The organism is Kitasatospora sp. NPDC097643 (genome assembly GCF_040302625.1).
Taxonomy (GTDB): Bacteria; Actinomycetota; Actinomycetes; order Streptomycetales; family Streptomycetaceae; genus Kitasatospora.
Genome location: NZ_JBEOSA010000034.1, coordinates 47,970 through 62,159, shown reverse-complemented (window position 1 = coordinate 62,159; position 14,190 = coordinate 47,970). Strand labels below are relative to the sequence as shown.

The following is a 14,190-nucleotide window of genomic DNA, read 5'->3' as shown; positions in this document are numbered from 1 at the left end:
CGGCCGACCGACCGGCCCGCCGCCGACCGGCCCACCCGCCACCCGACCACCCGGCCCGGCCCGCCGCCGCCCGGCCCACCCGACACCGTACGGAGCTTCCCGATGCCCGCGCCCGAGCTGCCCAGCGGCGACGACCTCGCCCAGCGCCTCGCCCACCTGCACACCCACGACCCCGACTTCACCCACTCCGCCCCCTCACCCGCCGTCGCCGACGCCATCCGCACCGCCGACGGCGGCCTGGCGGGCACCATCGCCGCCGCCATGCACGGCTACGCCAACCGCCCGGCACTGGCCCGCCGCACCGAAACCCCGGTCCGCGACCCCGCCACCGGCCGCACCACCCTCCACCTCGGACCGTCCTTCACCTACCTGACCTACGGCCGGCTCTGGCAGCGGGTCACCGCCCTCGCCACCGCCTGGGCCGACCGCGCCGAAACCGGCCTGAACCCGGGCGACTTCGTCGCGACCCTCGGCTTCACCAGCGTCGACTACGCCGTCATCGACCTGGCCTGCCTCTACCTCGGCGCGGTCTCCGTCCCCCTGGCGACCGGCTCACCCGCCGAGCGCCTGGCCCCCGTCGTCACCGAGACCGCCCCGCGCCTGCTCGCCGCCGACCTCGTCTCCCTCGACGCCGCCGTCGACACCGTCCTCGCCCACCAGAGCATCGAACGCCTCGTCGTCTTCGACTGCGACGAACGCGTCGACGACCACCAGGACGCCCTGCGCGCCGCCGCCGACAAACTCCAGGGCCGCGCCACCGTCGTCACCCTCGCCCACGACCTGCGCCACGGCGAGAACCTGCCCCCCGCACCGCCCCACGACGGCGACCCCGACCGCCTCGCCGCCCTGGTCTACACCTCCGGCTCCACCGGCACCCCCAAGGGCGCCATCTACACCGCCGCCATGATCACCCGCATGTGGCACAACAGCTGCGCCGGCAACACCGCCGCCGGCCGCCCGCTGCCCACGATCGTCCTGCACTACATGCCGATGAGCCACGTCAACGGCCGCTCCTGGCTGGTCTCCGCGCTCGCCTCCGGCGGCATCGGCCACTACACCGCCCGCGCCGACCTCTCCACCCTCTTCGACGACATCCGCCTCGCCCGCCCCACCGTGCTCTCCCTGGTCCCGCGGATCTGCGACATGGTCCAGCAGCGCCACCGCCTGGAGGCCGACCGCCTCACCCGCACCGGCACCCCGCAGCCCGACGCCGAACACACCGCCCTCGCCCGGGTGCGCGACGACATGCTCGGCGGCCGCGTCGCCGCCGCCGTGTGCGGCAGCGCCCCGCTGTCCGCGGCGATGCACACCTTCATGGCCCAGGTCCTCGGCACCACCATCACCGACTGCTACGGCTCCACCGAGACCACCCGCGCCGTCATCGTCGACCAGCAGGTCCGCCGCCCCCTGATCACCGACTACAAACTCGTCGACGTCCCCGAACTCGGCTACTTCACCACCGACAAGCCCCACCCGCGCGGCGAACTGCGCCTCAAGTCCGACAGCCTGATCCCCGGCTACTACCGTCAGCCCGAGGTCACCGCCCGCACCTTCGACGAGGACGGCTACTACCGCACCGGCGACGTCTTCGCCGAGACCGCCCCCGACCGCCTGGTCTACGTCGACCGGATCAACAACGTCGTCAAGCTCTCCCAGGGCGAGTTCGTCGCCGTCTCCGCCCTGGAGGCCCTGTACGGCACCAGCGCCGACATCGCCCAGATCTACGTCTACGGCAACAGCGAACAGTCCTTCCTGCTCGCCGTCGTCCACCCCGCCCCCCACCTCGCCGACGCCGACGACGACACCGCGCGCGCCGCCGTCCTCGACTCGATGCGCGAACTCGCCCACGGCGCGGGCCTGCACGCCTACGAGATCCCGTACGACGTGCTGATCGAACGCCGGCCCTTCACCATCGCCGGCGGCCTGCTCTCCGGCGTCGGCAAACTCCTGCGCCCCGCCCTCAAGGAGCACTACGGCCCCCGCCTGGAACGCCGCTACGCCGACATCGCCGCCGGCCGCACCGGCCAGCTCGCCGCCCTGAAGGCCCGCGGCCCGGCCGCCGACCCCCTCCAGGCGGTGCGCACCGCCGTCCAGATCACCCTCGGCCACCCCGCCTCCCGCATCGGCCCCGACGCCGTCTTCACCGACCTCGGCGGCGACTCGCTGTCCGCCCACACCTTCGCCACCGTCCTGGAACAGCTCTTCGACACCGAAGTCCCGGTCCAGCGCCTGCTGGGCCCCACCGCCACCCTGCGCCGCATCGCCGAACAGCTGCGCCCCGCCCCGGAGTCGAGCGCCCCCTCCCGGGCCACCTTCGCCACCGTCCACGGCCCCGACGCCCGCCACGCCCGCGCCGAGGACCTCACCCTGGAGCGCTTCCTCGACCCCGCCCTGCTCACCCCCGCCCCCGTACCCGAGGCGCCCGCCCGGCACGTCCTGCTCACCGGCCCCACCGGCTACCTCGGCCGCTTCCTCGCCCTCGACCGGCTCCAGCGCCTCGCCGCCACCGGCGGCCGCCTCACCCTGCTGGTCCGCGCCGACGACGACCACGCCGCCCGCGAGCGCGCCCTCACCGCCCTGCGCGACGCCGCCGGCGACGACACCGACCTCGACGACCTGGCCGCCCGCCACCTCGACGTCCACGCCGCCGACCTCGCCGCCCCCCGCCTGGGCCTGACCGACCACACCTGGCAGCAACTCGCCGACGGCGTCGACCAGATCGTCCACGTCGCCGCCCTGGTCAACCACGTCCTGCCCTACCGCCGGCTGTTCGCGCCCAACGTCACCGCCACCACCGAACTCCTCGCCCTCGCCCTCACCGGCCCCCGCAAACGCTTCGCCTTCGTCTCCACCATCGCCGCCGCCATGCACCCCGACGGCACCCTCCTCGCCGAGGACACCGACCTCGCCGCCGCCTGCCCCACCCGCCCCCTCGACGAGGCCTCCGACGCCGGCGGCTACGCCACCAGCAAATGGGCCGCCGAGATCCTGCTGCGCCGCGCCCACGAGCGCACCGGCCTGCCCGTCACCGTCTTCCGCCCCGACATGATCCTCGCCCACCGCCGGCTGCCCGGCCGGCTCAACCTGCCCGACCGCTTCACCCGCCTGCTGCTGACCGTGCTGGCCACCGGCCTCGCCCCGCACTCCTTCTACCGCCTCGACGCCGACGGCCGGCGCCGACGCGCCCACTACAGCGGCCTGCCCGTCGACGTCACCGCCCGGGCCATCACCGACCTCACCGCCAACCCCCAGGACGGCCACGCCACCTACCACACCGTCAACGCCAACGACGACGGCATCTCGCTCGACGAGGTCGTCGACTGGCTGATCGAGGCCGGCCACCCGATCACCCGCCTCGACCACGGCGAGTGGCACGCCCGCTGCACCGCCGCCCTGCGCGGCCTGCCCGAGAACCAGCGCCGCCACACCCTGCTGCCCCTCATGCCCGCCTACGCCCGCCCCGGCGAACCCCGCCCCGGCAGCTGGACCCGCGCCACCCGCTTCACCGCCGCCCTCACCACCCCGCTGCCCTCCCTCACCCCCGCCTACCTCACCAAGTACGTCGCCGACCTCCACCTGCACGGCCTGCTGTGACACCGCAACGCACGCAGGGGCCGGCCGCACCCGACGGTGCGCCCGGCCCCTGCGGCGTGCCGCGGTCAGCCCCGCAGCCGCGCCATCCACGCCTCGACGTCCTCGGCCGCGCGCGGCAGGTCGGCCGACAGGTTCTCGTTGCCGTCCACCGTCACCAGGACGTCGTCCTCGATCCGCACCCCGATGCCCCGGTACTCCTCCGGCACGCTCAGGTCGTCCGCCTGGAAGTACATCCCCGGCTCGACGGTCAGCACCATGCCCGGCTCCAGCACACCGTCCACGTAGTCCTCGGTGCGGGCCACCGCGCAGTCGTGCACGTCCAGGCCGATCATGTGCCCGGTGCCCGCCAGGGTCCACCGCCGGTGCAGCCCCTGCTCGAACACCTCCTCCACCGACCGCTCGCCCAGCAGCCCCCACGCGACCAGGTGCTCGGCCAGGGTGCGCTGCGCCGCGACGTGGAAGTCGCGGAAGGCGGCACCCGGCTTGACGGCGGCGATGCCCGCCTCCTGCGCGGCGAACACCGCGTCGTAGACCTTGCGCTGGATGGGCGTGAAGCGGCCGCTGACCGGCACGGTGCGGGTCACGTCCGAGGTGTAGAGGTTGGTGGTCTCCACCCCGGCGTCCAGCAGCAGCAGTTCGCCCGGGCGGGCGTGGCCGTCGTTGCGCACCCAGTGCAGGGTGGTGGCGTGCGAGCCGGCCGCGCACACGCTCTTGTAGCCGATGTCGTTGCCCTCGGTACGGGCCCGCAGGAAGAAGGTGCCCTCGATGACGCGCTCCGAGGTCTCGGCGTCCGGGCCCATCACCCGCACGACGTCCTCGAAGCCGCGGGCGGTCGCCTCGCAGGCGAAGCGCAGGTCGGCGATCTCGAACTCGTCCTTGACCAGCCGCATCCCGGACAGGAAGACCCGCAGCTCCTCGTCCCGCCCGGCGTCGGTGCGCCCCGCCAGCGCCTCCTCCAGGCCCTCGTCGTGGCCGCGCAGCACCCGCACCGGGCCCCCCTCCGTGCCCAGACGAGCGGCCAGGGTGCGCACGTCCCGGCACTCCAGGCCGAGGACCTGCGCGTTCTCCTCCAGGCTGTAGCGCCGCCCGTCCCACAGCTCGCCGTGCAGGTCCAGCCAGAACTCGCCGTTGTCCCGGTTCGAGCGCGGCAGCACGTAGGCGACGGCGCGGTGGCCGCCGTCCTCGGCCGGCTCCAGCACCAGCGCCGCGTCCTCGGTCTGGTCGCCCGTCAGGTACACGTAGTCCGAGGACGGCCGGAACGGGTAGTCGGTGTCGTTGGAGCGCACCTTCGGATTGCCCGAGGGCACCACCAGCAGCTCGCCGGGGAAGCGGGCCGACAGCTCGGCCCGGCGGCGCGCGGTGTGCGCGGCCTGCGCGATCGGCTCCAGGCCGTGCAGCTCGGTGTCGCCCCACCCCTGGCGCATGTGCGCGGCGAGCTCCTCGCTCACCCCTTGCAGCAGCCCGTTCTTCCGCTTCGTGCGCTCGCTCATCTTTGATCTCCCCAGGATGATCCGGCCGTCAGGGTTCGTACGGCTTCGTACGGTATACCGAACACAACCCCGCGAAAAGGGGAAGAACACCGCCTCAGGCGTTCGTTCTATCAAACGACCGTCCGGGGCAGCAGTACTGCGGGCGGGCATTCGGGGTGCCCCTCGGGGCTCCTGTCCACAGTTGATTGGAACACGACAGGAACGGGCAGCTCCGCGCAGCCCCGCCACCCCCCGACCCCCGCCCCACACCCCCCTGAACCGCCATCACCCCAGCCCTGACCGGCCCACACGGCTACACTCCCGGCATGCTCAAAGCTGATCGCGCCACCCGGATCCTGACCCATGTCGCCGAGGCCGGCAGCGCGGACGTGCACGCGCTGTCCGAACTCCTCGGCGTCTCGGGCGCGACCGTGCGCCGCGACCTGCAACACCTCCACGACCAGGGCCTGTTGCACCGCACCCGCGGCGGCGCCGTCACCGGCGCGGTCAACCTCGAACTGCCGCTGCGCCACCGCAGCGAGAAACACCAGGACGAGAAGCGCCGGATCGCCCGCGCCGCCGCCCGCCTCGTCCCCGACGGCGCGGTCGTCGGCCTCACCGGCGGCACCACCGTCACCGAACTCACCCGCGTCCTGGCCGAACGCAGCAACCTCACCGTCGTCACCAACGCCGTCAACATCGCGGCCGAACTCATCGTGCGCCCGGAGGTCCGCCTCGTCGTGATCGGCGGACTGGCCCGCTCGGCCAGCTACGAACTCGTCGGCCCGGCCGCCGAGCACATGCTCGCCCAGTACCACGTCGACCTCGCCTTCACCGGCGTCGACGGCCTCACCGTCCAGGAGGGCTGCACCACCCACGACGAGATGGAGGCCCAGACCGACCGCGCCTTCCTGCGCAGCGCCACCCGCGCCGTCGTCCTTGCCGACAGCACCAAGATCGGCCGGATCACCTTCGCCTCCATCTGCCCGCTGTCCGAGATCCACGACCTGGTCACCGACGACGCCCTCACCCCCGCCCAGGCCGACGCCATCGAAACCGCCGGCGTCCGCGTCCACCGCGCCTGACCCACCCCCGCCCCCCGCGACCCTTGACACCCGCCGCGCCGTCGGCCGAAACTCGTCGCACCCCCGGGGTGCCCGCGGGCCCTGCCGGGGGTCCAACGCCACCGCACGCGGCCCGGGCCGCCGACCCGCCGCGCCCGCCGCACGACGCCGCCGCACCGATGCCGCCGCAGCGACGCCGACGGCCGCCGAGGGCGCTCCCACCAGGGCGACCCAGCGAACCACCAGGGGTGACCATTGACCCTCAGCAGCACCTCCGACGCGATCCCCCCGCCGCGACCGGCGCGACCGGCGCGACCGGCGCGACCGGCAAGCCCGCCCAGGACGCCGCGGGCCGCGCCCGCCCGCTGGCCCGGGGCCGTCCGCCGCCCCGGCTGCGCGGAGTTCGAACAGTCCGCCAAGGACTGGCTGTTCGACCTCGCCCCGGCCCGCTGGCGCCACGAACAGGTCTTCCACCGCAACCCGCTGGAACTGGCCTGCATGCTCCGCCTCCACCTGGACGCCGAGGTGCTCGCCCTCCAGGCCGGCCTCAAGGCCCTGCGCACCGCCCTGCTCGGCACCCCCCGCCGCCCCGACGACGCCGAGACCATCGACGCCTACCTGCGCGAACAGGCCTGGGCCAAGACCGTCCGCGAACAGGTCAAACTCATCGAGGACGCCCTCCACCTCGCCTGCGGCAGCGCCGCCCGCAAACGCGTCGCCTGGCGCATCGTCACCACACCCTGAGCCCGCACGCCCCGACCCGGGGCACACCGGACGATCCGGGCGCATGGGACGATACCCGCCATGCCCAGCACCACCGCTTCGCCCCCGCACCGCCCCGGCCCACCCGCCGACCCCCGCCGCCGACTGCTCCTGGACCTGGGCGCCGCCCTGCTGGCCGGCGGCCTGCCCGTCCACGACGTGGAGGAGGAGCTACGCGCCCTGGGCCGGGCCCTGGGCGCACCCGAGGCCCGCGTCGCCGCCCTCACCACCGGCCTGTTCGTCGCCCTCGACGACGAGGAGGCCACCGTCTTCCAGCCCGTCGGCCCCGGCCTGCGCTTCGAACAGACCGCCGACGTCCTCCACCTCGTCCACCGCCTGCGCACCGGCCGCCTCGACGGCCACCTCGACGGCCATGGAGCCCTGGCCGAGCTCGACCGGATCCGCCGCGCCCCCGCCCACTGGCCCGCCTGGGTCGCCGACCTCGGCGTGGTCCCCGTCGGCGTCGGCATCTGCCTCTACCTGCAACCGGTGCCCGCCAACATCGCCGCCTCCGCCGTCGGCTCGCTGATCGTGGCCGCGCTCACCACCCTCACCCGCCGCCTGCCCCTGCTGCGCCCGCTGCTGCCGGTCACCGCCGGCTTCCTGGTCGCCCTCCTGGTCCTGCTTGCCGCCCAGGGCGGCCTGCTGGACGGCCCGCTGCGCACGATCGTGGCGACCCTGGCGATCCTGCTGCCGGGCGCCCTGCTGGTCACCGGGCTGTCCGAGATCGCGGCGGGTGCGGCGAGCGCCGGGACGGCCCGTCTGGTGTCCGGGTCGGTGCAGCTCGCGCTGTTCCTCACCGGGGTCGCGGCGGCCGCCAGCGCCGTCCACGCGCCGGCGTCCGCGCTGGCCAACGTCCAGACCGCCACCGCCGGTTGGTGGGCGACCTGCCTGGGGCTGGCCCTGGCCGTGGCCGGCATCGTGGTCAACGTCCACACGCCGCCCCGGGCGATCCCGTGGATCGTCGCCGTGGTCGCGGTCACCGCCGCCGTGCAGGTGCCGGTGAGCGCCGCCGGCGGCGCCGCGGTGGGCGGCCTGGCCGGCGCGGTCACCGCCGCGGTGGCCGCCACCCTCGCCCACTGGCTGCCCGGCGGGCCGCTGTGGCAGGTGGTCTACCTGCCCGCGTTCTGGATCGTGGTGCCCGGCTCCTTCGGCCTGCTCAACGCCGCCCAGATCGAGGTCGGCAACGGCGCCCACGCCGTCCTGACCGCCGTCTCCGCCGTCTTCGGCGTCTCGGTCGGCACCCTGATCGGCTCGGTCATCAGCCGCATCCCCCGCCCCAGGCTCCGCCCCCGCCGGGCGTAGCGCCGGTCAGCCGGCGGGTTGGGTGGGGCGGCCGGGGACCCAGGGGGGGACGGGGCCGGAGCGGGGCATGTAGCGCTCGGCGTACTCCTCCAGGTGGCGGCCGGCCCGGGAGGGGTCGCCGTCGCTCAGTTCCACGAGGGCGGTGGCGGCGATGCGGGCGCAGGCCAGCATCAGGGCGAGGGTGTCCTGGCGGTGGTGGCGCTGGCGGACGTAGGCCTCGCAGCGGGTGGCGATGTGCTCCTCGTGGGGTTCCCACTCCTCGTCGCCGATCGCCTGGATGCCGTGCCAGACCAGGACGAACGCGGCGGGTTCGGCCGGATGCGTCACGCCGGCCCCGGCGGCCTGCTCGCGGGCCTGTGCGGAGCGGCGGCCCAGCCACTCCAGGGCGGCCGGGCCGTCGCCCCGGCGGGCCTGGAGCACCAGCTCCGCCGCCCGGAAGGCGATCGAGCGTACGACCGCCGTCGCCGGCACCCGCAGGCCCGGGGCCGACAGTTCGCCCAGCGCCAACCAGGTGTCGGCGAACGCGGCCGCCCGCATCCGCCACAGCCACGCCGGGCCCCCGACCGTCCCGGGTTTCCCGTCCGTTCCGTCCGTCCCGGCCGGGCATCCGTCCACCGCCAGCCGGACCAGACCCACCGCGGCGAGATCCACCGCGTCCGCGTCCAGCCCGAGCAGCCGTCCACTCCTCACCACACACACCCCCGTCAGCGGCCTTCACCTCACGACGGCACATCCCACCACACCGGACGCGAACGAACCAGGGCGTGTCTTGTGGATCTTGCCGGGCCGGCCGGTCCGACAAGATCCACAAGGCGCGCCCCGGGCCCGGCGAGGGGCGGCGGGTCAGGAGGAGGTGGCGGGGGAGGGGCTGATCAGGATGCCTTCCAGGATCAGGTCGAGGGTGGTGAGGAGTTCGTCGGTGAGCTGGTCGCCGGCTCCGGCCGACTGGCCGCACCAGCGGTAGAGCGCGCCGAGGTAGAGGTCGCGCAGCGCGTTGCCGATCTGTTTGGCGGTGAAGCGGGCGCGGAACTCGCCGTGCTGGATGCCGTCGGCGGCGATCTGGGCGAACAGTTCGGCGAGGTAGGGGTCCTCCAGCAGCGGCCGGCCGGCGCGGACCCAGGCCATCAGCAGGGCGTTGGTCTCCTGCTGGTGGCTCTCGTTCATCCGGCCGAGGGTGGTCATGCAGTTGCGGAGCTGGCCGACGGCGGAGTCCGCGTCGTCGTTGTCGGCGGCGAGGGTGGCCAGCAGGGAGTCGCGGCGCTGTTCGCCCCAGGCCCCGAGGAGGTCCTCCTTGCGCTGGAAGTAGTTGAAGAAGGTTCCGCGCGCGACGTCGGCGCGTTCGGCGATCTCGTCGATGGAGGTCTCGTCGTAGCCCTGTTCGGAGAAGAGGGTGATGGCGGCGTCGTACAGGCGTTCCTTCACCCTGAGCTTGTTGCGTTCCCGCCGACCCAGGGGGACCGCAGCCTGACCTGCGGCCACTTCTGTCGGGCTCACGAGTTACTCCGATCTGTTCAGTGTGAATCAGAGAGGGCCCCCCAGACCCTCCCGTCATTCGTTGGTGCACTACAGTTTAACTATGATGCGCAGTCAAAGTTAGTGGCGTGTCGTGAGTTCGGGTCGGGTTGTGCCGGATCGTAATCGCCGGTCCCTGCGTCGGGAGTTGCCGCGCGGCGTCCACCAGGTGACGTGGGGGAGATCGGGAAGCGACCGACCGCCAGGCCGGGTGTGGCGGCCTGGCGGTCCGTCTGGTGGTACGGCGGTCGTCGTGGTCGTCGTTGTCAGCGGCCGATCGTCTCCAGGATCCGGTTGAGGCTCTCGGGGCCGAGCAGGCGTCCGGCGGTGAGGTCGAGGCCCCAGTCCGAGCGCAGTTCGGTGCGCAGCTGGGTGGCCATCAGCGAGTCCAGGCCCAGGTCGCGCAGGGGGCGGCGGTGGTCGATCCGGTCCTCGGGGATCTCCAGCAGGCGGGCGACGCGCTGCACCAGGGCCTCGGCGGCGGTGACGGCCGCGCCCGGGCCGGCCGCGGCGCCGTGCTGCGGGGCGCGCGGGGCGGGGATGTGCGCGGCCGGGGTGCGCGGGTCCGGCGTGCGCGGGTCCGGGGTGCGCGCGGTGAACTCCTCCCCGGCACCCGCCGCGCCGACCGGACCCGCAGCCCCGGCCCCGGCCCCGGCCGTGCGCCGCCGGGGCAGCACCGGCCGCCGTCCGGCGGCGGCGAGGGAGGCGAGGGGGCCCGGCCGCAGGGAGGGCAGGGCCCGCAGGTCGATGCCGAGGAACTCGGCGAGGACGTACCCGTCGGGGTCCAGGAGCAGGACGTCGCCGCGGGTGCGGCCCTGGCCGGCGGCGGGGCGGACCCGGCACAGCGCCCAGAACTCCTCGCCGAGGTCGCCGTGGACCTGGACGGAGTCGAAGCCGGTCGGCACGTGGGCGGTGCCGGGGCGGTAGGCGGCGAGCAGGGCGAGCAGCCCGGACTCCCAGGAGGGGGCGCCGGCCGCGCCGACGGCGGGTGCGGGGGTGGCGGCGGCGCTGCCGGGGGCGGGGCGCAGGCGGGCGACGGCGCGGCCGCAGCGGCGCCAGACGTGCTGGACGGCCCGCAGGCCCTCGTCGATGTCGAAGCCCGACTCGGCGGCGGCGGTGAGGAAGTCGGTGGCGGAGAGGTAGTCGAGGCGCCGGGCGAGGGTGCGGTCGAGCAGTTCGCGCCGGTTGGCCGGGCCGGGCGGCGCGGTGCGGGGGTCGCGGGGGCGCAGGACGGCCTCGGCGCACGGTTCGAGCGGGGCGTCCGCGGTGCGCCGGGCCTCGGCGCGCACCCGCCGGGTGCCGTCCGGTGCGGGGCTCTCGACGCTCACCCGCAGGACGGCGGAGGGCAGTTCGTCCAGGGTCAGGGCGCTGTCGCCGAGGCGGACGGCGTGCAGGGCCGCGGGCTCGCCGGTGGCGGCGCGGGCGGCTTCGAGCATGGCGCCCAGGTAGACGGTGGGGGGCAGCGGGCGCAGGCCGCGCACGCTCACGCCGGTGTCCCAGCCGCCGGCGCCCCAGTCGGTGAGGGCGGCCTCGCGGACGTAGGGGGCGGGGGTGGCGGCGGTGCCGGGGGCGGTGCGGGTGGGGGTGCCGGGGTGGCGCAGGACGTCGGAGTCCCAGGGGTAGGTGGGCAGGTCCTCCAGGACCGGGGGCGCGGTGGGGTGGCGGCGGGTCCAGTCGATGCGGGCGCCGTGGGCGAAGGCCCGGCCGACGGCGTCGAGCAGGGCGGGGGGTTCCTCGCAGTCGCGGCGCAGGGTGGCGATCGCGGCGCCCTCGGCGTGGACGGTGCCCTCGGCGTGGGCGGTGCGGCGGGTCTCCTCGACCGCGGCGGTCAGCACGGGGTGGGGGCTGACCTCCACGAACAGGGTCTCCTCGGCGCACAGCAGGCGTACCGCCTCGGTGAAGCGCACCGGTTGGCGCAGGTTGTCCTGCCAGTACTGGGGGAGGAGTTCGTCGCCGCGCACGGGGGCGGCGAGCAGGCTGGAGACCAGGGCGGTGGTGGCGGGGCGGGGGGCGAGGTGCTGGAGGGCGGTGACGAGTTCCTCGCCGATGAGGTCCATGTCGGGGGAGTGCGAGGCGACTTCGACGCGCACGGTGCGGCACAGCACGTCGCGGGCCTCCAGGGCCTCGGTGACGGCGGCCAGCGCCCGGGGCGGGCCGGCGAGCACGGTGGCGGTGGGGGAGTTCTCGGCGGCGACGCAGACGCCGGCGAACTCGCTCCGTTCGGCGAGGACGTCGCGGGCGGCGTCGGCGGAGAGTTCGACGGCGAGCATGGCGCCGCGTCCGGCCAGGCGGCGCATCAGGCGGCTGCGGCGGCAGATGACGGCGCAGGCGTCGCGCAGGCTCAGCGCGCCGGCGACGTGGGCGGCGGCGATCTCGCCCATGCTGTGGCCCAGGCAGACGTCCGGGTCCAGGCCGGCCTCGCGCAGCGCGGCGGCCAGCGAGACGGCGACGGCCCACAGGGTCGGCTGGACCTTGTCGATGTCGGTGGGTAACGCGGTGGCCGAGGTGAGCAGGTCGGTCGGGGACCAGCCGAGTTCGGCCCGGATGGCGGCGTCGCACTCGGTGAGGGTGGCGCGGAAGGCGGGGGAGGAGGCGAGGAGTCCGCGGCCCATGCCGAGCCACTGGGAGCCCTGGCCGGAGAAGACGAAGGCGGTGCGCCGGGGGGCGCCGAAGCCGGCCTCGGCGATGCCGCCGGCGGCGGTGGTGTCGCCGTCGGCGAGCGCGCGCAGGTGCTTGGCGAGGGCGGTGTGGGTGTCGCCGCGCACCCAGAGCCGGTGCGGGTGGTGGTCGCGGCGCAGCGCGGCGGCGGCGCACAGTTCGGGCAGCGGGTGGCGGCCGCCGGGGCCCTCCAGGTAGGCGGCCCAGGCGTGGGCCAGGCGGCCGAGGGAGCGGGCGGACCGGGCGCTGAGGACCAGCAGTTGCTCCGCGCCGGCCGCCCCCACGGCGGTCGGGTGGGCCGCTGCTGCCGTTGCCGGCTGGACGGAAGCGGGAGCGGCGGCGGGGACGGGTCTGGAGTGGTGGGTGCCGACGACGATGTGGGCGTTGGTGCCGGAGATCCCGAAGGAGCTGACGCCGATGCGGGCCTGGGCGCCGGCCCGGGCGAGGTCGGTGTTGCGGGTGACGACGGAGACGGCGAGGCGCTCGTCGGCGATGACCGGGTTCTCCCGGGTGCAGTGCAGGGAGGCGGGGATGACGCCGTGGTGGGCGATGAGGATCGCCTTGATGAGGCCGGCGATGCCGGCGGCGGACTCGGCGTGGCCGATGTTGGTCTTCACCGAGCCGGTGAGCAGCGGGCGGTCGGCGGGGCGGGTGGTGGCCTCGGCCAGGGCGCGCAGTTCGACGGCGTCGCCGACCGCGGTGCCGGTGCCGTGGGACTCGACGTAGTCCAGCTGGTCGGGGGTGATGCCGGCGGCGCGGCAGGCGGCGCGCAGCATGGCGACCTGTCCGCTGACCGCGGGTTGCAGCAGCAGGCCGCTGCCGCGCCCGTCGTTGGTGACGGCGCTGCCGAGGAGGGTGGCCAGGATCAGGTCGCCGTCGCGTTCGGCGTCGGCCAGGCGCTTGAGGACGACGACGCCGACGCCGTCGCTGCGCACGAAGCCGTTGGCGTCGTCGGCGCCGAAGCGGCAGCGGCCGTCGGGGGAGAGCATCGAGCCCTGGGAGTAGGCGATGGCGTCGTGGCTGGAGAGGACGACGTTGACGCCGGCGGCGAGGGCGAGGTCGCACTCGCCGGTGAGCAGGCTCTGGCGGGCGCTGTGGACGGCGACCAGGGAGGAGGAGCAGGCGGTGTCCAGGACGACGCTGGGGCCGAGCAGGTCCAGGGCGAAGGACAGCCGCCCGGCGGTGACGGCGCGCAGCCGGCTGCCGGCCATGTCGCGGATGTTGGGCCCGCCGGGGCCGGCGGAGACCTCGGAGTACTCGGCGGTGGCCTGTCCGACGAAGACGCCGGCGTGGGTGCCGGCCAGGCCGGAGGGGCGGATACCGGCCTGTTCGAGGGCCTCCCAGGTGGCCTGGAGCAGCAGGCGCTGCTGCGGGTCGACGGCCTTGGCCTCGGCCGGGGAGATGCCGAAGAAGGCGTGGTCGAAGGCGAACACGTCGTCGATGAAGCCGCCGTGGCGCGAGGCCGTCTTGCCGAGGGTGCCGGAGTGCGGCGCGTAGTCGGCCGTGATGTCGAACCGTTCGGCGGGGACCGGGGTCACCGAGTCCGTGTTGGCCAGCAGGTTGTCCCAGAACTGTGCCGGCCCGTCCGCGCCCGGGAAGCGGCACCCGAGGCCGATGACGGCGACGGGGGTGGAAGGGACGTCTTTCGAGTGCGTCATGGGATGGTCCAACCTCTAGCTCGATCCGACCGATGAGGAGGGCGTTTCAGCTGCCCGTGGGAAGCGGGTGCCGTGCGGCTGGTGGTGCCGTGGGGCTGGTGGTGCCGTAGGGCTGGCGGTGCCGTGGGGATGGCGGCGCCCTTGGACTAGCGGAATCCAAAGTTACAC

Annotated in this window: 8 protein-coding genes; 4 read left to right on the top strand and 4 right to left on the bottom strand. The window is 74.9% G+C overall.

Annotation, left to right across the window (positions count from 1 at the left end; translation table 11 throughout):
* The first annotated feature begins 102 nt into the window (after window positions 1–102).
* Window positions 103–3,594, top strand: a complete 3,492-nt coding sequence (gene car, locus ABTY15_RS22200) for a carboxylic acid reductase (protein WP_350596526.1) — start codon at window positions 103–105, stop codon at window positions 3,592–3,594.
* Window positions 3,595–3,659: 65 nt separating this feature from the next.
* Here the strand turns inward: car and ABTY15_RS22195 are convergent, their stop codons facing one another.
* Window positions 3,660–5,084 carry an aminopeptidase P family protein gene (locus ABTY15_RS22195; RefSeq protein WP_350596521.1) on the bottom strand — a complete coding sequence of 475 codons (1,425 nt, stop codon included), beginning with the start codon at window positions 5,082–5,084 and terminating at the stop codon, window positions 3,660–3,662.
* A 305-nt stretch (window positions 5,085–5,389) separates the two neighbouring features.
* Between ABTY15_RS22195 and ABTY15_RS22190 the strand changes: the two genes are divergently transcribed.
* The 3 genes from ABTY15_RS22190 (at window position 5,390) to ABTY15_RS22180 (ending at window position 8,194) form a co-directional block, all read left to right on the top strand.
* A complete protein-coding gene (locus ABTY15_RS22190) occupies window positions 5,390–6,148 on the top strand; it encodes a DeoR/GlpR family DNA-binding transcription regulator (RefSeq protein WP_350596518.1) in 759 nt (252 codons plus the stop codon).
* 234 nt (window positions 6,149–6,382) lie between these two features.
* The gene (locus tag ABTY15_RS22185; RefSeq protein WP_350596515.1) at window positions 6,383–6,871 is read left to right on the top strand and encodes a hypothetical protein; all 489 of its coding nucleotides are present in this window, start codon (window positions 6,383–6,385) and stop codon (window positions 6,869–6,871) included.
* A gap of 60 nt (window positions 6,872–6,931) precedes the next feature.
* Window positions 6,932–8,194 carry a threonine/serine exporter family protein gene (locus tag ABTY15_RS22180; RefSeq protein ID WP_350596512.1) on the top strand — a complete coding sequence of 421 codons (1,263 nt, stop codon included), beginning with the start codon at window positions 6,932–6,934 and terminating at the stop codon, window positions 8,192–8,194.
* A 6-nt stretch (window positions 8,195–8,200) separates the two neighbouring features.
* Here ABTY15_RS22180 and ABTY15_RS22175 read toward each other — a convergent pair whose 3' ends face one another.
* The 3 genes from ABTY15_RS22175 to ABTY15_RS22165 all read right to left on the bottom strand — a co-directional run bounded on the left by ABTY15_RS22175 (window position 8,201) and on the right by ABTY15_RS22165 (window position 14,022).
* A complete protein-coding gene (locus ABTY15_RS22175) occupies window positions 8,201–8,884 on the bottom strand; it encodes a hypothetical protein (protein WP_350596507.1) in 684 nt (227 codons plus the stop codon).
* A 153-nt stretch (window positions 8,885–9,037) separates the two neighbouring features.
* Window positions 9,038–9,616: a TetR/AcrR family transcriptional regulator gene (locus ABTY15_RS22170; protein WP_350596504.1), complete on the bottom strand. Its 579-nt coding sequence runs from the start codon at window positions 9,614–9,616 to the stop codon at window positions 9,038–9,040.
* A gap of 356 nt (window positions 9,617–9,972) precedes the next feature.
* Window positions 9,973–14,022, bottom strand: coding sequence for a type I polyketide synthase (locus ABTY15_RS22165; protein WP_350596498.1), 4,050 nt, complete (start codon window positions 14,020–14,022; stop codon window positions 9,973–9,975).
* Window positions 14,023–14,190: the final 168 nt, after the last annotated feature.